The following is a 23,072-nucleotide window of genomic DNA, read 5'->3' on the forward strand; positions in this document are numbered from 1 at the left end:
CACTCCTTATTATTGTTTCTCAATCTTATACCCAATTCCCCATACAACTTTCAGATAGCGCGGCTCCTTCGGGTTGATTTCGATTTTTTCGCGGATGTGGCGGATGTGAACCGCAACAGTGTTGTCCGCACCGATCGCCTCCTCGTTCCAGATACTCTCGTAGATCTGTTCAATCGAAAATACCTTGCCTGGATTTTTTACCAGCAGCAGGAGAATGTTGTATTCGATCGGGGTCAGTTTGACTGGTTCGCCCTCGACGCTGACTTCTTTTAAGTCATCGTTGACGAGAAGCCCGCCGACCTGATATACATTTTCTCCGTCGTCCGCCGGAAGATTTCCAAGTTTCGTGTAGCGCCGCAGCTGAGATTTCACCCTCGCCACCAGCTCGAGCGGGTTGAACGGCTTCGTCACGTAATCATCCGCGCCGATGTTCAGTCCCAGAATTTTGTCTACGTCCTCTGATTTCGCAGACAAAATAATGATCGGAATGCTGCTCTTTTCTCTGATTTTCAGCGTCGCACGGATGCCGTCCAGTTTCGGCATCATGACGTCGATAATCAGCAGCTGAATCTCCTCCCTCTCGAGCATCTGGATGGCCTGCATGCCATCATATGCCTTCAGCACATGATAGCCCTCCTGGGTCAGATAAATCTCAATGGCGTCTACAATCTCTCTATCATCATCACATACTAAAATGTTGTACATTTCTTCTTTCTCCACCTTTCGTTTTTCTTTTTCCGGCACTTTTTTTCCGCGCCGGACCTCCCACATGATTCAAGGATGATTGTACCGCAAATTCCCTCAAGTTGCCAGATGTCTTTTGTTTTCATCCTTACTGTACCAAAGGAATCTTTAGGTCCGCAAAGGAAAATCTTAAGTTTCTATAAAGTTTTGTCTGTAAATTCAGAGCTCAAACATTTTTTAGACAATTGCAATTATTTTCTTAGCACATTCTGCGTTTTTTGTCAAAATCATAGACAACAGGTTTTATTTCTTCTATAAAAAGTATTGGCCGTCTTCTTTCCAAATATCAGAAACTGCCCTGCGTGCTGGTTGCGTCCAAGCACGAGCCGTATCCGAGTGTCAATTACGACAACAGCCTCGGCATCCGCGAGGCAATGGAATATCTGATCCACACCCTGGGCTGCCGCTGTTTTCGAACGAATTTGTGTACGTCCTTGTGCTCTGTGATCTGACAGAAAATCTGTTCAGCAACGCAGAGTTCCTGCTGAACCAGATGAGCTCCGCGGCAAAGAATTCGCATGGCTTCCGAAAGACATGGATTCCACACTTCCGGAGATGCTCGCGCATGCGGATGCAATGCTTTACGAGGAGAAACAGAAACGAGATAAGAATGTTGCAAAAATTTTACCAAAATAGGAATTGATTTTTTTCCGGAAAGCAGTTAGAATACTTGAGGGATGATTTTTGAATCCCGTATTTCAAGCGAAACAGACCGGCAAAAACGGCTGTTTGATCAAAAAATTTCTAAAAAAAGGCAGGTGAACAGAATGGATAGTTGTGATTCTCATGGGCGAAGTACCAGCATAGGACGGGAACCGGAAAATATGCAGGATGACGGCCATCCTTCTGTCCTGCTTTAATCTTAAATATTTTCCCTTCTTATCCTATGAAAACCCGAAGTAAGACACATGATCCAAACCAGTTTTGAAACGTAATTCTCTGGTTCTTTTTTCGTGTGCTTTTACTGCCCTGTGAGGGTTCCAACATGCTTTTTCGCACCGACAGCACGCATGTCTGTTACAGTTCACAGGTTTCCTGCGAACTGTAACATTCGCAGTCCTCATTTAAAGTTTTGCTTCGCAAAAGGAGGACTGCTCACACCTGAATCACTTTCTTACGCAGCGAAACAGCAAGTGTTTCACTGCTGATTGAACAATAGTGTTTATCGGGAGTTGTCAAAAAAAGAATGGAGGATAACGAAAAAATGGAAAAACGAGTACAGGATTATACCCAGGAGATCCTGGATACAATCCGCAGCAACTCTTCTCCGGCTGTCATGGGCAGCCGCCTGGAAGATTACCACGAAAATGACCTGGCAGATGTTCTGCCGCTTTTAACGGTTCCGGAGCGATGCAAACTGTACCGCATTCTGGACACGGACATGCTGTCCGATATTTTTGAGTATGCTGAATCCGACAACGTAGCCGAGTACCTCGAAGAGATGGATGTCAAAAAAGCCGCTTCCATCCTCTCCAAAATGGAGACCGATGCCCTCGCTGAGGTTCTGCAGAAGCTTGACAAGACAAAGAAAAGACTTCTGATTGATCTTCTCGATCCGGATGTAAGGCACGATATCGAAATGATTGCATCCTTTGACGAGGATGAAATCGGAAGCCGTATGACCACCAACTGTATCATTATCCGCGAGGATCTGAATGTCAAACAGGCAATGAGCTGCCTGATTGACCAGGCAGCCAAAAACGACAACATTTCTACTATCTTTGTTGTCAACGCACAGCAGAAATTCTACGGCGCAATCGATCTGAAAAACCTGATTATCGCAAGGCGCGACGAAACTCTCGAGGATCTGACCGTAACCTCTTACCCATACGTATACGCAGAGGAGCCGATCGACGAGTGTATTGAAGAACTGAAGGATTATTCCGAGGATTCCATTCCTGTCCTCGACAACGACAACCGCCTGCTCGGTGTCATCACCTCATCCAGCATCATCGACCTGGTTGATGATGAGATGGGCGAGGACTACGCGATGTTCGCAGGTCTGACCGCAGAGGAGGATTTAAAAGAGCCCTTAAAAGAAAGCATGAAAAAACGTCTTCCGTGGCTGATCGTCCTTCTGGGTCTCGGCATGCTGGTTTCTTCCGTTGTCGGTATTTTTGAACAGGTTGTCACAACGCTTCCTATTATCATGACCTTCCAGTCCCTGATTCTTGATATGGCCGGAAACGTTGGTACCCAGTCCCTGGCTGTTACCATCCGTGTCCTGATGGATGAGTCCCTGACCGGAAAACAGAAATTACAGCTTGTTTTCAAGGAAATGCGCATCGGTTTCTGCAATGGTCTTCTGCTTGGTGTTCTGTCCTTTGCTGTCATCGGACTTTTCATCTTCTTATTCAAGGGAAAGACCATGATGTTCGCATTTTCCGTTTCCGCCTGCATCGGCATCGCACTGCTGCTGGCAATGCTGATTTCCAGTGCCGTCGGCACCTGCATTCCGCTGTTCTTTAAAAAGATCCACATCGATCCGGCGGTTGCTTCCGGCCCGCTGATCACAACGGTCAACGACCTTGTCGCTGTCATTACGTTCTATGGCCTTAGCTGGCTGTTCCTGATCGAGATGCTGCATCTGGCAGGCTGACCGCGTAATCTGTACCGTAAAACAAAAGATGCCCTTTTAAGAGGCAGATATCAACTTTTTCTGGTTTCGGAAAAAGCTGATATTTGCCTCTTATCTTTTCTCTTCCCTTCTTTACATTCCGAACAGAAACCGATATAATAGCAGGTAACGGTGCTTTTATGCTTTGACGTTTCACAGTGCCGCAAATATTTTGAAATGAGGGTTTTTGAAAACATGATTGTCAATCTCATCACCACAGTCTACAACTTTCTCTGGGGCGATCTTTTTACGATTCCGCTCCCGGGCGGCGGCAGTCTCGGAATCTCCCTTCTGATTCTTCTGCTGATCCCAACCGGCATCTATTTTACGATCCGGACACGTTTTCTTCCTATCCGTCTGTTCCCGGACATGATCCGTGCCCTGTCGGAAAAGAAAAATGAAAAAAGCAGCCTTTCTTCTTTTCAGACACTGATCGTTTCCACCGCAACGCGTGTCGGTATGGGAAATCTGGTCGGCGTTGTCGCTGCAGTCTCCGCCGGAGGCGCAGGTGCTGTGTTCTGGATGTGGGTGACGGCTATCATCGGCTCGTCTACCGCGTTTATCGAAGCTACGCTCGCACAGCTTCACAAAGAAGAAGATCCTCTGTACGGCGGCTACCGCGGCGGTCCTGCCTACTACATTCACGATCTGGTTGAAGACCACCTCAAGAAGAAAAAACGATACGTTCTGCCGGCTGTTCTGTTTGCCATTGCCGGTCTGATCTGCTGGTGCGGTATCAGTCAGGTAATCAGCAACTCCGTGGCTTCTTCTTTTAAAAATGCATTTTCCATTCCGCCGCTTTATACCAGTATCATGCTGGTGATTCTTTCTGCGATCATCGTACTGCGGAAAAATGCAACCGTAAAGGTACTGGATTTTGTAGTTCCTGTCATGGCAGTCTGCTATTTCTTTATCACACTGTTTATCATCGCAGTCAACCTCCGTCAGATTCCTTCTGTGTTTGCACGCATTTTTGAGGAAGCCTTCGGACTTCGTCAGATGGCAGCCGGCGGTTTTGGTGCTGTTCTGATGAACGGTGTAAAGCGTGGTCTGTTTTCGAATGAGGCCGGTTCCGGCTCCGCTCCATGCGCCGCTGCCGCCGCGGAATGTGACCGCCCGGCCAAAGCAGGTCTTGTACAGGCACTCGGCGTTTTTGTTGACACAATCGTCATCTGCAGCTGCACCGCAATGATTATGCTGCTTGCACCAAAGGATCTGATTAATGGCCTTTCCGGCATGGATCTTTTGCAGACCGCCATGCAGTATCATCTGGGAAAATTCGGTGTGATTTTCATTGCATTTACGCTGTTTTTGTTCAGCTTTTCCACGTTCCTCGGCATTTTGTTCTATGCAAGAAGCAACGTTGCCTACCTGTTCGGTGACAAGTGGTGTTTCCAGACCGCTTACAAGGTTCTGGCACTTGTGATGCTGTTTATCGGAGGAATTGCCGCTTACACATTTGTGTGGGATCTCGGTGATGTCGGTATCGGGCTGATGACAATCTTCAACATCATTGCGCTGTATCCGCTTGCCGGGGAGGCACTTTCCGAGTTAAAATCATATGAGGAGTCGAAGAAATCGTAAATCCTGTGGATTGCTGTTTCGGACCGAAAAATGGGTTTTTGAAAAAGGAGGTTTTTACACATGATCATTGAACCATCAAACTACACGTATGAGACAATGCCGGACTACACAGACGCGGTAGACGGCGCCGTGGAAATTCCGGTGACCGGAGAGGAAATTGAGATCCGCTATGCGCATGAAGTTGTCTACGACGAGGCGCACAATCTTCATCTGGAAATTTTCACACCATTCCAGATGGCGCACCCGGAGCGCACCTGGCCGTGCATCACATTTATTCAGGGATCCGCCTGGATGAAACAGTATGTCTACCAGAAGGTCGGCATGATCGCCCGTCTGGCGCAGCGCGGCTACGTTGTTGCAATCGTCGAATACCGTCACAGCGGAATCGCACATTTCCCAGCGCAGATCATCGACGCAAAAAATGCGGTACGTTTTCTGCGTGCGCATGCGGAGGAATACAAGCTGAATCCATCGCAGATGTTCCTGATGGGAGATTCTTCCGGCGGACAGGTTTCTTCCGTTGCCGGCATGACCGCAAAGAGCAGAAAACTTGACGAGCCGATCAATGAGGAAAGCTGCGAGGTATGCGGTATTATCGATCTGTACGGAGCTGTTGATGTGACACTGCCGTACGGCTATCCGATAACGCTGAACCATCAGAAACCGGACAGCCCGGAGGGCATGCTGATGGGCTATGACATCACCGAGCATCTTGAGGAGGCTAAGGCAGCCTGCTCCAAAACATACGTGAACGAGGATTTCCCGCCGATGCTGATCGCACACGGCACCAAGGACACGATGGTGTTCTGCCAGCAGAGTGTCGATCTCTACCACGCATTAAAGGATGCCGGAAAAGATGTACAGCTGTATCTTCTTCGCGGCGCAGACCACGGCGGTGCAGCATTCTGGACCGAGGAAATGATTACCGTTTACGATAACTTCTTCAAAAAATGTTTGGGTGAATAACATGAGAATTGCTTACTGCGAAGATGAACCGGCGCAGCGTTCCCGGATGGAAATGCTGCTCCGCACCTTTGCGGAGCGAAAAAATATTGAATACCGGAACCAGCTTCTCGCCCGCCAGGTCGAGGAGGTGCAGAACATCTATCTGACGATGCGCGGCTGGCGCCATGATTATCCAATCATCTGCAGTCGATGAAGGCGTATGTCGAGATGGGGCAGTATGATAAACTGCAGGAGTATCTGGGGCTGCTCGAAAATGATCTCGATCAGGTCAACCAGCTCTGCGACTCGGGGAATGTGAATCTCGATGCGATTTTAAATTCCAAAATTTCACTCGCCGAAAAGAACGGCATCCGCGTGGATTACAAGGCGACCTGCCCGGCCAATCTTACGGTGAGTGATATTGATCTCTGCGCGCTGATCGGAAATCTGATTGACAATGCGGTGGAAGCATGCGAGGGCCTTGCGGATCCCTATATCCGGCTTTATATTGGTGTGCTGAAAAACCAGCTGTATATTTCCATTACGAATGCAACAAAGGATACTGTGCGGAAGCTGGACAGCGAGTATATCACCACGAAGCGCGGAAATCACGGGCATGGGCTGAAACGGATCAATCTTGTTGTGGAAAAGTACGAAGGATATATCAACCGGCAGAACGAGCCCGGCGTTTTCGTGACGGAGATTATGCTGCCGCTGTAAAAAGCTCTTTCCAGGATTTTTTGATTTTGTCCGATGATTCTACAGAGAAATTTTGCAGAACGTGAACACTTTTTTGCTGTTCGCGTTCTTTTTTGTTCCATTTACGTACTTTTCCCCCGTGTTTTGCATGAATATGGTAGGATAACTACAGTTCACGAAAGACATGTGACAGAGGAGGTCTTTATGTATTCTTTATTATCTAACTACGTTTATATTCATCGTGAGCTGTGGCATCACAGCAAAAAGCCGTTTCTCTTTCAGGCACTTGAAATCGTCTCACAGGTGCTCACCGGCTTTTTCGGGATTCTGCTTCCTTCCGGAATTCTCTTTTTTCTGGAACAGAGCCGCGGCTTTGCCGGGTTTGCGCTTGGAACGCTGGTTCTCTTTCTCCTTTATGCCGTCGTTTTCGTCAGCCATGCATTTCTGCAGTCACGGAACGCCTGGCAGTATACCGAATTCCGGACCGGCTTTTTTATGCGCCGTCTGCTCCGCCATTTCATGCGGATGGACTACGCCGTTCTGACCGAGCAGTCGACGCTGCAGCTCGTTGAAAAAGCCACCGATGCCGTTTCCAGCAACTGGGTCGGAGTGGAAGGAATGTTCCGCTATGATGTCACAATTTTTTCTTCCTTTCTCGGTCTGCTCCTCTACGCAGGGCTGATTGGAAGTGTCCATCCAGCCATCATTCTTCTGCTGCTGGTGCTCTCGGTTCTTCAGTTTCTCAGCTACCGCCGCGCGGCTTCCTACGAAGTCCGCCGCCGGGATGATCTGTCCGCGATTAAATTATCGCAGCGCTATTTTCAGAAACAGTCGTATGACACTGCGGCCGGAAAAGATGTCCGTCTCTACCAGCTGGGCGGATGGATTGATGGTGTCTACCGACAGATCAACAAACGATACCAGAAAATCCTGTTTCACATCCGCAGTGCCTACTTCGCGAACGATCTGCTGACCCTCACGCTGCAGCTTCTGCGCGACGGCATCTGCTATGGCTTTCTGATTTACCGCCTCGCACACGGAACCATGACTGTCTCCGGCTTTGTGCTGGTGCTCGGCGCGGTTTCTGGTTTTTCTTCGTATTTTAACGAGATTACTTCCAGTCTTTCGAAATCGGTACTCTGTCTCGAACAGATCCGGTGGATGCGGGAATTTCTTGATCTGCCGCTCCCGGCCGGCCACACGCTGCCGTTCCGGCCGGAATTTACCGAAGAAAAACCGCTCGAAATCTGCTTTTCCCACGTCTCCTTCTCTTACCCGGAAAGCGAGAAAAAGATCCTCGACGATGTCAGTTTCACACTCCATGCTGGCGAACACACCGCACTCGTCGGCATCAACGGCGCCGGAAAATCCACGATTGTTAAGCTGATCTGCGGACTGTATCAGCCGACAGAAGGACAGATTACCGTCAACTGTCTCTCTCTTACGGACCTGAATCCGGCGCAGTATTACGAATCGATTGCGGCGGTCTTTCAGGAACCATTTGCTCTCTCGTTCTTCATTGCAGAGAACGTGAGCTGTTCCACACTGGAAGAGACGGACCGCACCCGCTGCCGCGAAGCACTCACCCGCGCCGGCCTCTGGGAGAAAATTGCAGGTCTGCCGCAGAAAGAGGAAACGTATCTCGGCAAGGATATGACTGACGACGGCGTCACTCTCTCCGGCGGTGAGATGCAGAAACTCATGATGGCGCGGGCACTCTACAAGAACTGCCGCCTGCTCCTGCTCGATGAGCCGACCGCGGCACTCGATGCCATTTCCGAAAATGAAATGTACGAAACCTACAGCACGCTGCTGAAAAATAAGACTGCGCTTTTCATCTCACACCGTCTCGCATCAACACGGTTCTGCGATACGATTCTGTTTCTCGAAAACGGAAAAATCAAAGAGCGCGGAACCCACGACGAGCTGCTCGCCCTCGACGGATCGTATGCGCATATGTTTGAAGTTCAGAGCCAGTATTATCAGGAAACGGAGGAACACATCTGATGAAAATGAAAGAACGTTTTCATGCCGTCTGCCGCTTTTTAAATATGATCAGCCAGGGCAATCACCGCGTGCTGTTCTGGCTGTTCGGAAGCGCTTTTGCCGCTGCCACACTGCCGTATCTCTCCTTGTTTTTCTCAGCGCGGATTCTGAATCTGCTGCTTGCAGAATCGTACCGCGCCTGTCTGTATACCGTTGTCATCTTTCTGCTCGTGCAGTATGGGCTGGGGCTGTTTGAAAAGATCTGCCGCCAGTATCTCAACGGCCAGAAGGAGCTCTGCCTTGCACTCACGGAACAGAAAATCACCGCAAAAGCACTGGAGCTGGAATTTGAAAAATTTGAAAAAACCGAGACTATGGATGCCATCCGGCGCACCAATGTCTCTTCCATGGGGTCAGGAAATGTGGGTGACCAGCTGATCGTGATCCATACGATGATGACTTCCCTGCTCTCCCTCCTCTATGCGCTGTTCTTCCTGCTCCGCCTGTTCCTTCTGCCGGGCAGCAGCATGAAAAACTTCTTTACCTCGCCGTTTTCGACACTCGCGCTGCTCCTGCTCTGCGGACTGCAGCTGGCTCTTTCCTCCCGCATTAACCGCGAGAGTACGCAGAAAAAAATTGAGCTGAACCAGGGCAACGACCATTCCAACTCCGTCGCCAATTATCTCGTCAATGTGATGCTCGAAGAACGGCGTGCGGACGATATCCGTATCGGTCATCTCGATGGTTTTCTCGACGCACAGTTTGGAAAGGCCATGGCACACTTTCTGCCGATGTACCTCGACTTCGCCCGTTTTTCCGCCGTCACAGACGGCAAAAATGCGCTGCTCTCACTCCTTTCTAATTTCACCGCATACCTTCTGATCGGCGCCAAAGCGCTGTACGGTGTGCTCCCCATCGGAGATGTCCTTCTGTATGCCGGTTCCGTCACCCGCGCCATGGGGGATCTGCAGACGTTTTTCACAACCGGCTCACAGTTTGACTATATCAATTCGTATCTTGCGACGTATGAGGATTTCATCGCACAGCCATCCATGTCGTACGACGGCACACTCCCGATCGAAAAACGTGACGACGGTCAGTACGCCTTTGCCTTCCACGACGTTTCCTTCTCCTATCCCGGCACAGACATTCCGGTGCTCGAGCATGTGACACTGTCCTTTGCCGTCGGCGACAAAACCGCCCTCGTTGGCCGCAACGGAGCCGGAAAGACAACACTCATCAAACTGCTCTGCCGCCTGTATGAGCCAATTTCAGGTTACATCACCCTGAATGGCATTGACATCCGCAAATATAACTACAAAGAGTACACGCAGGCATTCTCCGTCGTCTTCCAGGATTTCCACCTGTTCTCCCTCCCGCTCGACGAAAACATCGCCGCCGGAACCGAGATTGATGAAGCTGCTTTACAGTCCGCTCTTGCAAAGGTCGGACTCACAGAACGCGTACAACATCTCCCCCAGGGAGCACACACACGCCTCTACAACAACAATGGCGCCGGTGTCGACCTTTCCGGCGGCGAAGCCCAACGCGCCGCCATCGCCCGCGCCCTCTACAAAGACGCCCCGTTTGTCATCCTCGACGAGCCAACCGCTGCTCTCGACCCGATCGCCGAAGCTGAAATTTACGAACAGTTCAGCCAGATGATCGCCGGCAAAACCGCCGTCTACATCTCCCACCGCATGAGCAGCTGCAAATTCTGTGACCGCATTGTGGTCCTCGACCACGGCCGCATCGCAGAGGACGGCACCCACGACACGCTTCTTGCAAAACATGGCATTTACGCCTCCCTCTACGAAACGCAGGCCCAATACTACACCACTCCCGCAAACGCCTGAGCCTTCCTTCTCCCGTCCCTCACACCGTAAATGGGAGCCATCAAAAAAGACACCCCTCGCAGTTCGTCCCAGAACTTCCGAGGGGTATTTTTTTGATGGCTCCCGCCATTATGCTACTGTAAAAACGCAAACGGCTCTTCATCATGAATAAAATGCATCAAATGATACGAGCACATAATCGCCACGTTTTCTTCTTTTAAAATCCGTTTCGCCTCCTCACGGTCAGCAAGGACAACTTCAATCACTTCGCCCTCTTCGAGGTAATTACGGCTGATCTCTCCTTCACACCATCCATAAACCGCCGAGCAAGCCTCATCCGTCAGCCCAATCGTGGTAAAAAACGGTTTTTCATAGCATGAATCCACTTTTAATGGATGAAACGTAAGCCCCGTCTCCTCATGCATCTCACGCACCGCTGCCTCATGGAACTCCTCCCCCGGCTCCACAAGCCCCGCCGGAAACTCATAAATATAATCGTCAATCGAAACCCGATACTGCCGCACCAGAACGATTTTATCGCGCTTCTCCCCATACAGACTGTACATCAGCACCCCATCCGGCGCATTCTTTCTCGTCTTAATCTTCATCTGCTCAATCGTTTTCGCCCTTGACGCCACATAATAGCGGAAGTGATGATTCACCTTATTCATCCCCTCAACCAGATAAAGATTCACAAACGGATTCTCCGTCTGCTTCGTAATCTTCTCAATCTTCGGCATTGTATTTCTCCCCCTTCTTTACGCATCAAAATCAGTCTCAAACACGCCCTCCGGGGTGCGCATCGTCAGCACACCGAGGTTGAATTCATCATCCATCACCGTGATGTGGTACTCGAAAATCACATCGTCATCAAATTTCGACAGCACCACGTAGGAACCGTTCTCTTTTCCCTCGATCTGGTCGCAGATGTCATCGTAAACATCGCTTCCCGAAATCGGCCGCGGATAGCCGGATTCTTTGATTTTCTTTTCAATCATTTCATATAATTCGTTCATGTTCTGCCCTCGTTTTTCTTTTTATCGCTTATGTTTCATTGTACCACGAAAAGACCCGCGGGGACAATCCATTGCGGCAATTCACCGTGAACTTTTTTTATTTTCATGCATCTTCTGATCCGCCTCTTTGAGCAGACTGACCGCCAGTTCAATCCTGTTTTTCGCCGGGTTGTCCATGCCGATATAGCCGGTCACGACACCGCCGGAGACCAGCGAAAAGACGGACAGAAAAGTGAGATTTTTCTCTCCATTTTCTGTCCGTCTTTCTTTGTTTTTCTTTTTTAGTTTTTTAGTGCATTGCCTCGCCCTTCAGCAGTCTGCTGATGTGCTTGTACAGAAGCATGGTTACCAGTGATACCACAACACCTTTGATGATATTAAACGGTACAACGGCAAACAGAACAAAGGTCGGAAGGCTTGTAATTGCTTTGTTGACTGCAGATCCCATTCCTACAAGGGCATCCATCGGCATTCCAAAGGCTGCTGCATAAGCCGGAAGCAGTACAAAAGCGTTCAGAAGACCGCCGGCTGCTGCCAGAAATACGGTTCCGACTGCCATACCGATCATGGCATTTTTCTTTGTTTTCTGTGTTTTGTAGATCCATGCGGCCGGCATAACATACGCACAGCCGATCAGGAAGTTTGCTACCTCGCCAACACCTGCAGTGGTACTTCCTTTCAAGACAAGGTTCAGCAGAATCTTAATCAGCTCAATCGCAGCTCCGGCAAGAGGTCCCATTGCAAAGGCTCCGATCAGCACCGGAACTTCGCTTAAATCAATCTTGTAGAAACTCGGGGCAAACGGAAGCGGGATGTCAAAAAACATCAATACGACTGCGGCTGCGCCGAGCATTGCCACCTGTACCATGTAACGGGTTTTTCCGATTTGCGACATCTTTGATGTCTGTTTTGCTGTTGTCTGTGCATTCATAACTGCATTTCTCCTTTTTTCTGGAGATCTTGACCGGTTCTGCCGGAAATAACGAGTCCAAATACGCTCCACGAATTTGAACTCGTTTTCGCGGCAGTCGCCAAGGTCTCGTGCAAGCACGGACTTTGGCTCGTTGCCCGCGAAAAAAAGTGCCCTGAATTCCTTTTCTTGAATTCAGGGCACCAAAAATATTTCCATGCAAATAAACTTTATTTCATCTTCTTTCATCCAGACTTTAACTGTTGGTCCCGGAGTTGCACCGAGTCAGCCGCTGTTTGATATCGCAGCGGGTCGCGGACTATACCGCCAGTAGGGAATCACACCCTGCCCTGAAGATCTCCGTATTTTGTTTTACAGGAACATTTTATTCATATTCACACAATTTGTCAATACTTTTTTCAGACAATACGTTATCTGGTTAGTTTGCTACGCCCATCTGAATTTTTCCTGTGCTCTTATTTTTCAGCACACGCAGATAGCAGATCCGCATATCCCCCTTCAGGACGAGACGGATCTCAGATGCGCCGTCCGTCTGCGGTCTGTCTGCGAGGGAAATTTCAACATCCTCATAAACCGGCTCGCGGTACCGGTTGCGCTCTTTTACTTCTTTCTCCGCATAGCGGTCCAGTTTCGGAGCGCTGCGGAACTCGCAGGTTCTTGTGTCACCGGTAAAGCTTCCCATTGAAACACCGTCCACAAAGGCTTCCACACTGCCGCCGCGTTCACTCTTCACATGAAGTGCCAGAACAGCAGCATCGGAAAGATCACAGTCACGGTAAACGAGAACACCTTCTTTCGTCTCATCCTGCACGCGGACTGCCTTGAAGTTGAAATGGCCTTCCGTCAGATACATGTTTTCGTAATCATCATAGTGGTCTGCCGCGGTAAATACACTCAGATCGCGCACTCCCCTCTTTCCGCCCGGAATAAAGACTTCTGTGGAAACGGCTTTATCCTTGCAGAATGCGCCCGCATAGATTTCATACGTTCCTTCTTCTACCATCAGTCTGCGGCTGATGACATCGTAGAAGCGAAGCTCCTCCACCGGAATTTCCAGTGCCACGTGTCTCGTCTCGCCCGGGGCAATGTTTTTCACACGGACAAAATCAAGCAGCTGGCAGATTGGTTTCTTCACGCAGGATTCCAGAGCGGAACCGTAGATCTGGACAACCTCGTCGCTTGCGGTATCACCCGTATTTCTCACATCGAGGGAGATCTGCAGCCAACGGTCGTCTTTTAAGGAAACCTTATAGTTTTCATACGCAAATGTGGTATACGTCAGGCCATAGCCGAATGGATACAATACATTCCCATCGAAATAGCGGTACGTTCTTTTTCCTTTGATGATGTCGTAATCGTCAATGTCCGGCAGCTGATCGATACTCTCATACCAGGTCATATTCAGACGGCCGGCCGGTGCATAGGTTCCAAGCACAGCCTCTGCCATTGCGCTTCCCATATCCTGGCTTCCCGTTGCAGACATGATGATCGCCGGCAGTTTTTCCATCGCTTTCTGAAGTGTGTACGGATAATTCGTAAACAGCACCAGAACGGTATTCGGATTGACCTCTGCGATCCGGTCAAGCAGCATCTCCTGCTCCTCTGGCAGCTCCAGTGTGTTGCGGTCGATCTCCTCTTTCGCATTGATCACGGAGTTACAGCCGAGCGCAAGTAAAACCTGCTTTTTGCCCCGGACTGCAGCAACTGCTTTTTCAATTCCGTTTTCGACAACCTCCATGGTAATCGGAGTTCCCTCCGTCTGCTCGAAGGAGAAAAATCCCTCCGCATCTCTATAAACCGGGTAATGGAAACGGTTGGTCAGCACAACGCGGCCATCCTCCTGCGGCTCCACGTGGAAAATCTCCATCACAAACCAGTCGAAGGCTTCCTCCCGGTCTGCCGCAATCTGTCCCATTTTCGGCTTTTCTCCCTGCGACTCTGAGAGTCTTGCGCCGAGGTATTTTCCGGTACGGACACTCTTAAACGTATAGCTTCCCTCACCCCAGTATTCCTTGATAAACACATCCGGTTCATCTGCCACCTGAAGTGTTCCGTCTTCTGCCACGGCAAGACCTTTTCCATCACAGTGGAAAACAACGCGATCCAGACCATCCGCAAACGTAATGCTCTCCTTTTTCAGCGCTTCCATTCCCTGCAGGAAGGTTGTGCGGTATGGCGCCGTTCCGCCGTACCAGTCCTGATACCATGCATCACCAAGCGGTCCGACAATGGCAATATCTTCTGCTTTCAGAGCTTTGTCAAGCGGCAGCGCTCCATTCTCATTTTTCAGAAGCACGATCGATTCGCGGCTCAGCTCTTTACAGATTTCACGTGCCTTCGGGGAATCGATATCGTCCTCGGTCACACGGTCATACGGATTCAGATTTTCCCGATCATAAACCCCGAGACGAAGCTTCGTCTCCATCATACAGCGAATGGAGCGGTCCATATCCTCTTCTTTCAGAATACCAAGCTCATATGCCTCGCGTGCTGCCTGCTCTACCATACGCGGATCGTCAGACATGGCATCCACACCGGCTTTCAGTGCCGTTGCGATCGTCTCCGCATGCTGTCCGAAATAGTGATGCAGCGTCACGACAAGTCCCATCGCACCGCCGTCACTGACAACGTGACGGAGGCCGTACTGTTTTTTCAGAATATCGGTTACTTCCGGATTCAGGATACCGATCGTTCCGTTGATTTTGTTATATGCCGTCATAATGCCCTCTGCGCCGCCGTCCTCAATACATCTGCGGAATGGCTCCAGATACAGCTCATATTTGTTCCGCGGGTCAATGGAAGAATTTTTCCATCCGCGGCCGACCTCCGTATTGTTTCCATAGAAATGCTTTAAGGTCGCTGCGCAGCGCAGATACTTCGGATCATCGCCCTGCATTCCCCGGATATAAGCGCCGGCCATTTTTCCGGTCAGCACAGGATCCTCTCCGTAGCCTTCCTCGTTTCTTCCCCATCTCGGATCGCGCTCAAGATCAACGGTCGGAGCCCATCTGCTGAGTCCATGTCCCTGGTGGCGGTGCCATACAACGCGCGCCTCGGTTCCCGTTACTTCACCGGCCTGTCGGATCAGCTCCGGGTCCCAGGATGCACTCATACCGATCGGCTGCGGGAAGGATGTTGTCACATCCGGTTTTCCAAGACCGTTCTGATCGTTTCTGCCCTCAACGCCGTGTGCCGCCTCACCGCCCACAGAGACTCCCGGGATGCCAAGGCGCGGCAGATCCGGGGAAGAGCTGGCGAGGTATCCCAGTTTTTCTTCGACCGTCATTTCTTTTAACAGCCAGTCGATTCTTTCCTGATCCGTCAGTGATGCATCCCAGAACGGTGTGTTTTTGTTTACCTGAAACTCCTTCTTTTCTGTCATTTTTCAAAAACCTCCCTATGATTTTGTCTCATGAAATTGTTTGCAGATTTTCCATATACTGTTATCTTTTTACAATGTTTCACATTTCCCATTACTGTCGCTGTATTTTAAAACATGGCCTGATATTTAATAATATCAGACCATGTTTTTGTGCCGCCTTCCGTTCAACGGCAAAACCTTATGTTTTTGCTTTACTTACTCCACATCAACAAGTTTGGTAGCAAGGAACTCTGTCATAGCTTCTTCTGCATCTGCCAGACCATTGTTGGTCAGATCGTTTACCATGGTCTCCCAGTTTCCATCAAACTCATCTTCGGTACCAGTTACGCATTTAACAAGTCCCGGCCAAGCAATTTCGTCCAGAATTGTCTGTTTCTCAGCAAGTTCCTGTGGCTGCTGATATGCCCACAGTGCAGAGTATGGAAGAAGATCGAACTCTTCCGGCTGTGCAAACATGTCGGTCAGCATCTCAAATCCCATCGCTTCGCATCCTTCTTTTTCTGCTGTATTGTAGTTTGCAATAACAGACTCTTTGGTAGTTGGAGTGTATGGGAATCCGTCTTCAGAGTAGGAACCTGTTCCGTAGATCGGGAATCCAGTGTAGTTGTCAATACCGGTATTCTTTGCATAATCCGGATCAGACTGAGCTTTTGCAACTTCTTCATCGGTACGATATGGCTGTCCGTTATCATCGAGGAAGTAGTTCTCGCCTTCAATACCCCAGTGATACAGGATCTGTCCTTCATCGGAGCACAGATAGTCAAGGAATTTGATGGCACGAACCGGATCTTCACAGCTCTTGGTAATTCCAATACCCCAGCCAACAGTAGTTCCCTGATACAGAAGAGCTTTTTCTACCTGATCTTCTCTTAAGGTTACAGGAAGTCCAACATAAGTCTGATCTACTTTTCCGTCTGCTACCAGAGTAGCTTCGCACTGGCTGTAATGCCACTCAGCATCGGTGATGGCAACAACACGGCCGCTGGCAACTTTTGCAATATAGTCATCATCTGTCTGCGTTGCAAAGTTCGGATCCAGGATACCTTCGTTGTACATACGGCACAGCCATTTGAAGTATTCTTTCTCTTCATCTGTTACATGTTTGTAATGTACGTTGTACTCGTCGTCAATGATCCACTGTCCATTATCCGGGGATGCATCAGCGATCAGTCCTGCCGGGTTTCCAAGGGTAATCATCCAGTGCCAGTCAGAAGCACTCATGGTGATACCGATCATATCCAGACCATCTTCTGTTTTTGGATGTGCTGCAAGATAGCTCTTGATCATTTTTTCATACTCATCCAGTGTCTTCGGATATTTATAATCGTTCTCTTTTAATGCAGCCCACTGAATCTGACAGCTTCCGCCTGTTGTCAGGGTTTTCTGGTTTACACCTGCGTAGGAAAGCTGATAGATTCCAGGATCATCCTGGCTCCATTTCAGTTTTTCCAGTTCTGCTCCGTACATTTTTTTGATGTTTGGACCATATTTTTCAATCAGGTCTGTCATATCAATCAGCGCGCCTGCCTGATACAAATCCGTTGCTGAGCCTTTTGCATAAATCATGTCCGGATACTCATCATTTGCGATCATCAGCGCAACATCTTCTTTTGCATCACCCTGGGATGCTACCGGATAGGAAACATCAAGTGTAACGCCTGTTGCCTCTGTGATTGCTTTTGCTACCGGGTTATCCCAGTTGCCGTTTTTACCATCAGCGTTAAAATACTCAAAGGTAATCGGAGATTTGTCATCTGCATCATCTGCTGTCTCGCCTGAAGAACTTGCCTCTGCCGCTGATCCAGTCTCTGTGCTGGACCCTCCCTTGCTGCTGCCACTGTCGGAACCGCATCCTGCGAGCATTCCGGCCACCATAGCAGATACTAACATGAGTGATACTACTTTTCTTTTCATAAAAGCCCTCCTTAAAATGGTTTATGTCATCCTGCACTCTTTCTTTCGCCTGGCAGGAATAAACATCATCTTTTTCTAAAAATTTTTTTAATACTGTTTTTTATCAGTCTTTAACAGAACCAAGTGTCATACCGCCGATAAAGTATTTCTGAAGGAACGGATATACAATAACGATCGGCACAGTTGCTACAATCGTTACGGCCATACGTACGGACATTGGTGTTACGGCCGTCTGTACATTGGTTCCTGCGTGAACGTCCATTTTCATGGTCGCCTGATTCATGATCTCGTACAGTTTGTACTGCAGAGTCGGAAGTTTTTTCGCATACAGGTAGGTATCCATGAAGGAGTTCCACTGTCCTACTGCGTAGTACAGACCTACGGTTGCGATAACCGGTTTACAAAGCGGCATAACGACTTTATACCAGATCTGGAAATCGTTGGCTCCGTCGAGTTTTGCTGCCTCCTGCAGAGCCATCGGCAGTCCATCGATATAGGAGCGGACCAGAATCATGTTGTAAACCCACATCAGTCCCGGAAGAATGTATACCAGGAAGCTGTTGCCGAGTTTTAAAGTACGGATGATCAGAAGGTATTCCGGAATCATACCGCCGCTGACATACATCGTAATAACGAACAGCAGCTGGAATGGTTTGCGGAGTACGAAATCTCTCCGGCTTAAGGTGTAAGCTACCATCGAGGTACAAACGATACCAATGATCGTTCCGATTACGGTTCGAAGAACGGAGATGATTGCCGGGGTGACAATACCGCCGTCTTTAAATACGTATTTGTAGTTGGTTAAAGTAAACTTTCTCGGGATGATGAAGTTTACGTTTTTGATCGTATCCGTGGAATCGTTGAACGAAATCGCCAGCACGTTCAGGAACGGATAAATGGTGATGATGACGAGGAATACGAAGATTACCGCCAGTACGTAGTCAAATATTTTTGCTCTCTTTTTCATATTCGCGTCCTCCTACAGAAGTTTGTCTTCGCCAACCAGACCGGCAATCTTATTTGCGATCAGCAGCAGGGTAACACTGACAGCGGACTGGAATACACCGATTGCGGTACCAAGACCGTAGTTGCTGTTTCCGATACCTCTCTTATAAGAGAACCAGGAAAGTACCATCGTGTGGTCCTCAACCAGCGGGTTACTAAGAAGCATCTGACGCTCCATACCTACGTTTAATGCACCGCCAATGCTCATGATCAGCAGTACGATGATGGTCGGGCGGATACCCGGAAGGGTGATATGCCAGATCTTCTGGAGACGGCTTGCACCGTCCATATCAGCGGCCTCATAAAGACCAGGGTCAATACCTGCCATAGCAGACAGATAAATGATTGCGTTCCAGCCAACCTCTTTCCAGCAGTTGATCAGGATGATGGTTACCCAGATGAGCGGTGTGTTGGAGCTCATCAGATGCAGGTTTCTGCCGAAGATACTGTCAACAACACCACCGTCGTTGAAGATGTTCTTTGCAATACTTGCGATGATAACCCAGGATACGAAGTGCGGCAGATAGGAAATGGTCTGCGTTACTTTTTTGAACTTCGTGAAGAACATCTCGTTCAGAAGAACCGCAAATGCGATTGCTGCGATCGTTCCGACCGCGATGTCGAGGAAGCTTACTCCCAATGTGTTGATTAATGTCTGTGTGAACAGACGGTCTTTAAATGCATCTGTAAAGTTTTTGAATCCAACCCAGGTTCTCTCCCAGATCGGAAGTGCGAACGTCGCAGGCTTTACCTCCTGAAACGCCATTGTCCATCCCCACAGTGGAATGTACTTGAAGATGATCAGCCAGATTACAAATGGTACTGACATCAACAGCAGCCAACGCTGTTTCCATAAAATTGTGGGGGTAATTTTCTGCCCTTTTTTCTTTTTTGCCTTTTCCTTCGCCATGCTCCCCATTCCTTTCCGTTGTTTTGCACGTTTTTCGCACGTTTTTTCCGCGCTTCTTTGTGATGTTTGCATTATACCAGATGAAGAGCCCATTTTATATTGCGTTTTTTGTCCACTTTCATTGACTTTTTTTATCTTTTTTTGTCACGCATGGATCTTTGCGTAAGCATTTTTACTAATTTATATCTATTTTTTTATGCTTTTTGGTGAGATTCGCAATCATTTGGTAGTTTTTCAATCGTTTTCGCGTTAGAATTACTGTAGTTTTTGACATTGGACCGACAGACAGAGATGCCGAAAGATCCCTTTTTCCGGCATCGCGGCGTATGAGGAGGAAACGTTCATGCAAAACATCACAAAGAATATTGACTTTTTTCGTCTTTTTGACGTACTGTCTGAGGAAGAAGTCTACTATAAAGAAAATCCGGCACCTTCCGCCCTGGCGACTGGAAATTCATCGCTGACCTGGAACGATCTGCTGCTCTGCGCAGAACAGGAACACGGCTGCCCGCTGCATCACAACCGCTCGCTCCTTGCGCTGCGCCATCCGCGGTATGCGCCGACGCCGGCATACTCTCATGCATTTTTTGAGATGCTTTACGTTATGGAAGGAGAATGTGTCTGTACTTTTGCACATAAAAAAGAGACGTTAAAAAGCGGTGATCTCTGTTTTCTTCCGCCGCTGCAGAAACACCATGTGCACCCGGTCGGCGACGCCGTTGCGCTCAGCATTTTTGTGCATCATTCCCTGCTGACGGATTCGTTTCTGACGACACTTCATCTGCCGGATACGCTGTTTCATTTCTTTACCGCCTCATCCGTAGAATCGGCCAGACGGTATTTTGTCTTCCGCAGCGGTGCAAAGGATCTGCTTCAGATCCAGTTGCTCGGTCTCTACCACGAGCTCCGGCGGTCCGATACGTTTTCCGACACAATGCTCTCATCGATGTTCACCTCGCTTCTTATCACCTTGGTGCGCTCCGATGAGCTTTTGATGCATTCTCTCCAGGAAAATGACAGCACCGACAAAATTCTTTCACTGTTCCGGAACAACTACGACACGATCACGCTCTCGGAGCTTGCGGCAAAACTGCACTACACGGTGCCGTACTGCTCCCGCTATTTAAAGAAAAATCTCGGCTGTACTTTCTCCGAGCTTCTGCGCCACACACGGTTCCAGCGCGCGGAGGAACTTCTGACCGGCTCGAGCATGACGGTCGGACAGATCAGCGATGAGCTCGGATATGAAAATCCTGAGAGCTTCATTCGTATTTTCAAAAAGGAGTACCAGATGACGCCGGCACAGTACCGGATACAATCCCTGGAAAAGAAGGCTGCTGTTCTTTCATGAGTAAAACCATTTATCTGTTCCGTCACTCGGAACCCGCCGACGTCTATTCTTCTCCGTATCTGCGTGCGGTGCAGACCGCCGAGGCATTCGGCATGAAGGTTTCTGTGGACGATCGTCTGCATGAGCGCACGATCGGGCGGCCGGAGGCGTTCACGAAAGACCTCTGGGAACTGCAGTATCATGACCGCGCATTAAAGCTTGCCGGAGGTGAATCAAATGCACAGGACAGATGTTTCAGGCTTTTCGGCCATCTGCATCTGTTCTGTGCATTTTACTGTTCTGCGTATTTTCTTTTGTGCTTTTCTTACGCGCGGCTCTCTTTTACAATTTCTACTGCTTCTTTTACCAGCTCTTCAATGCGGTCGAATTCATTGTTTTCAATCATTGTATTTTTTACCATCCAGCTGCCGGCTCTGCTTTTGCTGCATCCTGTAATACGACAACCGGCACAATGCCGTATGTTCCAAGCTGTTCGAGAATCTGATTCATGATAGCTGTTCCTCCGTTTTGATCTTTATCTGAAATTTGTTCTGCATTTTGTTTTTATTTTATTCCTTTGTATCATAACCGGACAAGTTGTTTTTTTCTATTGTGCGGATTGCCGAATACATTGTAAAACTTGCTGTTTTGTGATATGCTGGGAATTGTTGTTATGGTTCAAAAATATCATTTTTTTGCAAGGATGCTTTAATTATGAAAGAAAAACTGCAGACGAAATTTGCCATCCGGCAGTACATGATTTCGGATACGTTTGAGTTATACTATTACAGCACCAACGATGTGCCCGGCGTAAAAGAACATACGCATACGCATTATGAGTTTTATCTCTTTCTCGAAGGGGCGATCTCACTGGAAATCGATGGGGTTCTCTACACACCAACGCCCGGCGATCTTCTTCTGATTCCGCCCGGCGTGCCGCATCATCTGGTGATGCACGACCTGTCTGTGCCGTACCGCCGCTTTGTGTTCTGGGTCAGCGCCGCTTTTGCAGAGCAGCTCTGCACCCGCTCCGCCGACTACGTTTACCTGATGGAATACGCTGCCGAAAATCAGAAATATCTGTTCCCGCTCGATTCCGTCGAGTTCAACACGATCCAGTACCGCACGATCCGCCTGATCGAAGAAATGCGGTCCGATCATTTTGGAAAAGAGACGCAGATTTTTCTCTACGTCAGCGACCTGCTGATGCAGATCAACCGCACGGTGTATGAGCAGCATCACCCGCTCACCCGGAAGGCACAGCTCTCGCTGTATGAACAGCTCTGCTTCTATATTGATGAACACCTGTCCGAGGATCTCTCACTCGAACGGCTGGCAGCGGAACTTTTTGTGAACAAATATCACATTGCACACGTTTTCAAGGATGAAATCGGCATGTCGATCCACCAGTACATTTCCAAAAAGCGGCTGGCAAGGTGCCGTGAAGCGCTGCTCGGCGATGTACCGGTCACAAAGGTGTATCTGCTGTTCGGATTTCACGACTATTCGAGTTTTTACCGTGCGTTTAAAAAAGAATACGGTATCTCGCCGAAGGATTTCAAGGAACTGCATACCGTCACCAGCGATTAATACGATCGTTCCAAATGCACTGTTTACTTTGTACTTTTCAGGAGGTTTTTAATATGTTTCAGATGTGGGGAAAATTAGTGGAAAACAATCATATTCTTCAGGATCTTACCGTCTGCATCGACGATGAAGATACCAGAACGCACAAGGTCTTCCGTGCGCTCGATGAAATCTGCGATGCCTGGAATCTGGCGAAGCCGATCTGGCTCGATACGAATATTTCGGAGTTTAAACGGAGATCGAAAACGCGGTTCACACAGGATAATTTTATTGAATCGCTGGAGTTTGATTATCTGGAAATTCAGATTACAGAGGAATAATGTTCTCTCGTTTTTGCAACGAATAAAGCAAATGCAAAAGCCGGGCATCCGGCGGAACCTGGGAGCGGCTGTTCTTACAGTCCCCTCTGCGGTTCCGTCGGATGTCCGGCTCTTTTTATGTATTGTTCTCTTTTTTTATACCACGCGGTTTTCCATGCCGCCTTCCAGGTACGAAGCAATATTTTTCTGCACCAGTCCGATCAGGCGCGTGCGGGCTTCCTTCGATGCCCAGGCGATGTGCGGCGTGATGTACAGGCGGTCGTCGTC

The 23,072-nt window shown here is 48.8% G+C and carries 18 protein-coding genes, 1 pseudogene and 1 riboswitch; of the genes and pseudogenes, 11 read left to right on the forward strand and 8 right to left on the reverse strand.

Annotated elements, in window-relative coordinates; genetic code table 11:
* Window positions 1–9 precede the first annotated feature (9 nt).
* Window positions 10–705: a response regulator transcription factor gene (locus ACY2VT_RS10945; protein ID WP_022461396.1), complete on the reverse strand. Its 696-nt coding sequence runs from the start codon at window positions 703–705 to the stop codon at window positions 10–12.
* A gap of 1,243 nt (window positions 706–1,948) precedes the next feature.
* Here ACY2VT_RS10945 and mgtE point away from each other — a divergent pair.
* From mgtE to ACY2VT_RS10980, 7 genes are all read left to right on the forward strand, one after another.
* Window positions 1,949–3,343 (forward strand): magnesium transporter, encoded by a 1,395-nt coding sequence (gene mgtE / locus ACY2VT_RS10950; RefSeq protein ID WP_461879918.1) that lies wholly within the window; start codon window positions 1,949–1,951, stop codon window positions 3,341–3,343.
* 213 nt (window positions 3,344–3,556) lie between these two features.
* Window positions 3,557–4,945: an alanine/glycine:cation symporter family protein gene (locus ACY2VT_RS10955; RefSeq protein ID WP_461879932.1), complete on the forward strand. Its 1,389-nt coding sequence runs from the start codon at window positions 3,557–3,559 to the stop codon at window positions 4,943–4,945.
* Window positions 4,946–5,005: 60 nt separating this feature from the next.
* A complete protein-coding gene (locus ACY2VT_RS10960; protein ID WP_461879919.1) occupies window positions 5,006–5,911 on the forward strand; it encodes an alpha/beta hydrolase fold domain-containing protein in 906 nt (301 codons plus the stop codon).
* 1 nt (window position 5,912) lies between these two features.
* Complete coding sequence (locus ACY2VT_RS10965) at window positions 5,913–6,104, forward strand: hypothetical protein (protein ID WP_461879920.1); 192 nt, start codon at window positions 5,913–5,915, stop codon at window positions 6,102–6,104.
* On the forward strand, window positions 6,101–6,610 hold the full coding sequence (locus ACY2VT_RS10970; RefSeq protein ID WP_461879921.1) for an ATP-binding protein: 510 nt from the start codon (window positions 6,101–6,103) through the stop codon (window positions 6,608–6,610). The genes ACY2VT_RS10965 and ACY2VT_RS10970 overlap by 4 nt, the downstream gene beginning before the upstream one ends.
* A gap of 183 nt (window positions 6,611–6,793) precedes the next feature.
* Window positions 6,794–8,596 carry an ABC transporter ATP-binding protein gene (locus ACY2VT_RS10975; protein ID WP_461879922.1) on the forward strand — a complete coding sequence of 601 codons (1,803 nt, stop codon included), beginning with the start codon at window positions 6,794–6,796 and terminating at the stop codon, window positions 8,594–8,596.
* Window positions 8,596–10,431, forward strand: coding sequence for an ABC transporter ATP-binding protein (locus tag ACY2VT_RS10980; RefSeq protein ID WP_461879923.1), 1,836 nt, complete (start codon window positions 8,596–8,598; stop codon window positions 10,429–10,431). Before ACY2VT_RS10975 ends, ACY2VT_RS10980 begins: the two co-directional genes overlap by 1 nt.
* 113 nt (window positions 10,432–10,544) lie before the next feature.
* Here the strand turns inward: ACY2VT_RS10980 and ACY2VT_RS10985 are convergent, their stop codons facing one another.
* The 7 genes from ACY2VT_RS10985 to ACY2VT_RS11015 all read right to left on the reverse strand — a co-directional run bounded on the left by ACY2VT_RS10985 (window position 10,545) and on the right by ACY2VT_RS11015 (window position 19,487).
* Window positions 10,545–11,150 carry an NUDIX hydrolase gene (locus tag ACY2VT_RS10985; RefSeq protein WP_461879924.1) on the reverse strand — a complete coding sequence of 202 codons (606 nt, stop codon included), beginning with the start codon at window positions 11,148–11,150 and terminating at the stop codon, window positions 10,545–10,547.
* Between the two features lie 18 nt (window positions 11,151–11,168).
* Complete coding sequence (locus ACY2VT_RS10990) at window positions 11,169–11,426, reverse strand: hypothetical protein (RefSeq protein ID WP_173816022.1); 258 nt, start codon at window positions 11,424–11,426, stop codon at window positions 11,169–11,171.
* Window positions 11,427–11,715: 289 nt separating this feature from the next.
* Window positions 11,716–12,357, reverse strand: coding sequence for an ECF transporter S component (locus ACY2VT_RS10995; RefSeq protein WP_461879925.1), 642 nt, complete (start codon window positions 12,355–12,357; stop codon window positions 11,716–11,718).
* Between the two features lie 212 nt (window positions 12,358–12,569).
* Window positions 12,570–12,698, reverse strand: a riboswitch (FMN riboswitch).
* A gap of 77 nt (window positions 12,699–12,775) precedes the next feature.
* A complete protein-coding gene (locus tag ACY2VT_RS11000) occupies window positions 12,776–15,739 on the reverse strand; it encodes a beta-glucosidase (protein WP_461879926.1) in 2,964 nt (987 codons plus the stop codon).
* Between the two features lie 195 nt (window positions 15,740–15,934).
* Window positions 15,935–17,653, reverse strand: a complete 1,719-nt coding sequence (locus ACY2VT_RS11005) for an extracellular solute-binding protein (RefSeq protein ID WP_461879927.1) — start codon at window positions 17,651–17,653, stop codon at window positions 15,935–15,937.
* Window positions 17,654–17,756: 103 nt separating this feature from the next.
* Window positions 17,757–18,620 (reverse strand): carbohydrate ABC transporter permease, encoded by an 864-nt coding sequence (locus ACY2VT_RS11010; protein WP_461879928.1) that lies wholly within the window; start codon window positions 18,618–18,620, stop codon window positions 17,757–17,759.
* Between the two features lie 12 nt (window positions 18,621–18,632).
* Window positions 18,633–19,487, reverse strand: a complete 855-nt coding sequence (locus ACY2VT_RS11015; protein ID WP_461879929.1) for an ABC transporter permease — start codon at window positions 19,485–19,487, stop codon at window positions 18,633–18,635.
* A 424-nt stretch (window positions 19,488–19,911) separates the two neighbouring features.
* On the opposite strand from ACY2VT_RS11015, the gene ACY2VT_RS11020 reads away from it, so the two are divergent.
* From ACY2VT_RS11020 to ACY2VT_RS11035, 4 genes and pseudogenes are all read left to right on the forward strand, one after another.
* Window positions 19,912–20,919 (forward strand): helix-turn-helix domain-containing protein, encoded by a 1,008-nt coding sequence (locus ACY2VT_RS11020; protein WP_461879930.1) that lies wholly within the window; start codon window positions 19,912–19,914, stop codon window positions 20,917–20,919.
* A pseudogene (locus ACY2VT_RS11025) lies at window positions 20,916–21,104 on the forward strand (histidine phosphatase family protein); the annotation flags it as partial. The gene ACY2VT_RS11020 and the pseudogene ACY2VT_RS11025, both read left to right, overlap by 4 nt.
* A gap of 508 nt (window positions 21,105–21,612) precedes the next feature.
* Complete coding sequence (locus tag ACY2VT_RS11030; RefSeq protein WP_461879931.1) at window positions 21,613–22,488, forward strand: AraC family transcriptional regulator; 876 nt, start codon at window positions 21,613–21,615, stop codon at window positions 22,486–22,488.
* A 53-nt stretch (window positions 22,489–22,541) separates the two neighbouring features.
* Window positions 22,542–22,805 (forward strand): hypothetical protein, encoded by a 264-nt coding sequence (locus tag ACY2VT_RS11035; protein WP_055219147.1) that lies wholly within the window; start codon window positions 22,542–22,544, stop codon window positions 22,803–22,805.
* Window positions 22,806–23,072 lie beyond the last annotated feature (267 nt).

The organism is Fusicatenibacter sp. (genome assembly GCF_050872605.1).
GTDB lineage: Bacteria > Bacillota > Clostridia > Lachnospirales > Lachnospiraceae > Fusicatenibacter.

Excerpts from the sequence above, each read along its gene's own strand:
- ACY2VT_RS11015 (WP_461879929.1), bottom strand. The coding sequence starts at position 19,487 with ATGTCAGTACCATTTGTAATCTGGCTGATCATCTTCAAGTACATTCCA.
- ACY2VT_RS11035 (WP_055219147.1), top strand. The coding sequence starts at position 22,542 with ATGTTTCAGATGTGGGGAAAATTAGTGGAAAACAATCATATTCTTCAG.
- ACY2VT_RS10970 (WP_461879921.1), top strand. The coding sequence starts at position 6,101 with ATGAAGGCGTATGTCGAGATGGGGCAGTATGATAAACTGCAGGAGTAT.
- ACY2VT_RS11010 (WP_461879928.1), bottom strand. The coding sequence starts at position 18,620 with ATGAAAAAGAGAGCAAAAATATTTGACTACGTACTGGCGGTAATCTTC.
- ACY2VT_RS10990 (WP_173816022.1), bottom strand. The coding sequence starts at position 11,426 with ATGAACGAATTATATGAAATGATTGAAAAGAAAATCAAAGAATCCGGC.
- ACY2VT_RS11005 (WP_461879927.1), bottom strand. The coding sequence starts at position 17,653 with ATGAAAAGAAAAGTAGTATCACTCATGTTAGTATCTGCTATGGTGGCC.
- ACY2VT_RS10965 (WP_461879920.1), top strand. The coding sequence starts at position 5,913 with ATGAGAATTGCTTACTGCGAAGATGAACCGGCGCAGCGTTCCCGGATG.
- ACY2VT_RS10995 (WP_461879925.1), bottom strand. The coding sequence starts at position 12,357 with ATGAATGCACAGACAACAGCAAAACAGACATCAAAGATGTCGCAAATC.
- ACY2VT_RS10985 (WP_461879924.1), bottom strand. The coding sequence starts at position 11,150 with ATGCCGAAGATTGAGAAGATTACGAAGCAGACGGAGAATCCGTTTGTG.
- ACY2VT_RS10975 (WP_461879922.1), top strand. The coding sequence starts at position 6,794 with ATGTATTCTTTATTATCTAACTACGTTTATATTCATCGTGAGCTGTGG.
- mgtE (WP_461879918.1), top strand. The coding sequence starts at position 1,949 with ATGGAAAAACGAGTACAGGATTATACCCAGGAGATCCTGGATACAATC.
- ACY2VT_RS11020 (WP_461879930.1), top strand. The coding sequence starts at position 19,912 with ATGCAAAACATCACAAAGAATATTGACTTTTTTCGTCTTTTTGACGTA.
- ACY2VT_RS11000 (WP_461879926.1), bottom strand. The coding sequence starts at position 15,739 with ATGACAGAAAAGAAGGAGTTTCAGGTAAACAAAAACACACCGTTCTGG.
- ACY2VT_RS10945 (WP_022461396.1), bottom strand. The coding sequence starts at position 705 with ATGTACAACATTTTAGTATGTGATGATGATAGAGAGATTGTAGACGCC.
- ACY2VT_RS10960 (WP_461879919.1), top strand. The coding sequence starts at position 5,006 with ATGATCATTGAACCATCAAACTACACGTATGAGACAATGCCGGACTAC.
- ACY2VT_RS10980 (WP_461879923.1), top strand. The coding sequence starts at position 8,596 with ATGAAAATGAAAGAACGTTTTCATGCCGTCTGCCGCTTTTTAAATATG.
- ACY2VT_RS10955 (WP_461879932.1), top strand. The coding sequence starts at position 3,557 with ATGATTGTCAATCTCATCACCACAGTCTACAACTTTCTCTGGGGCGAT.
- ACY2VT_RS11030 (WP_461879931.1), top strand. The coding sequence starts at position 21,613 with ATGAAAGAAAAACTGCAGACGAAATTTGCCATCCGGCAGTACATGATT.